1 protein-coding gene is annotated in these 1,087 nt (G+C 38.7%); it reads left to right on the top strand.

Going from position 1 to position 1,087, the window contains the following annotated elements:
* Positions 1-1,087: hypothetical protein (locus PL77_RS32125; protein WP_044213562.1), on the top strand; the 1,087-nt coding region annotated here is incomplete at both ends.

The following is a 1,087-nucleotide window of genomic DNA, read 5'->3' as shown; positions in this document are numbered from 1 at the left end:
GTTACTTAGAAACTGTAAATCTATCTGACAACCAATTGGAAGATGTCGCATTAACTACTTTTGATAATGCTAATGATCAGAAAACGCAGTTCAATGTTGATAACAACTTCCTATTCTTCGATGACCTTATTGATAATAGCGAATACATCAGTAGTTATGATGGTCAAACCTATAGCAGTGCTGATACTGAAACAGCGACTGTCACTTTCGGAGATTCTTACTCTTATGACGGTGGTTTTGAAATCGCTTCTCTAGAATATAACTGGACGAAAGTCAGCGATGGATCGACGGAAAGCTCTGCTTCCCTACTGAGCATTCCTTCAATGACAAGTGATAACGCAGACAGCTATAGATTGAATATCACTTCAACTTCTATCACTGGTCTTACGATCTTCACAAAACAAATTGACCTATTGTTTACGCTTGGGCAAGAAGATTCAGTAGCACTTTACAACTTATTCGTAGAGTTAGGAACTACACCTGATAAAGCAATAGAAATGCGTGATTGGGTGGATAATGATGGTAACCCGATAGCGACTCAAATTGACGATTACGGTAGAGTCATTGATATCGACCTTTCGAATAGAGATTTAACTAGCTTGCCAACGAGTTTGACGATTGCAAACTTTGGTTATCTAGAAACAGTAAATCTTGCAGATAACCAATTAGAGGATGTGGCACTCACTTCATTTACGAATGCCAATGATCAGAAAACGCAGTTCAATGTTGATAACAACTTCCTATTCTTCGATGAATTGATTGAAAATAGCGAATATATCAGCAGTTACGATGGTCAAACGTATAGCGGTGCTGATACAGAAACAGAAACAGTCACTTACGGAGATCCTTACTCTTACGATGGTGGTTTTGAAATCGCTTCTCTAGAATATAACTGGACGAAAGTCAGCGATGGATCGACGGAAAGCTCTGCTTCCCTACTGAGCATTCCTTCAATGACAAGTGATAACGCAGACAGCTATAGATTGAATATCACTTCAACTTCTATCACTGGTCTTACGATCTTCACAAAACAAATTGACCTATTGTTTACGCTTGGGCAAGAAGATTCAGTAGCACTTTACAACTT

Source organism: Flammeovirga sp. OC4 (genome assembly GCF_000812565.1).
Taxonomy (GTDB): domain Bacteria; phylum Bacteroidota; class Bacteroidia; order Cytophagales; family Flammeovirgaceae; genus Flammeovirga.
This window is presented reverse-complemented; position numbering and strand designations above follow the sequence as displayed.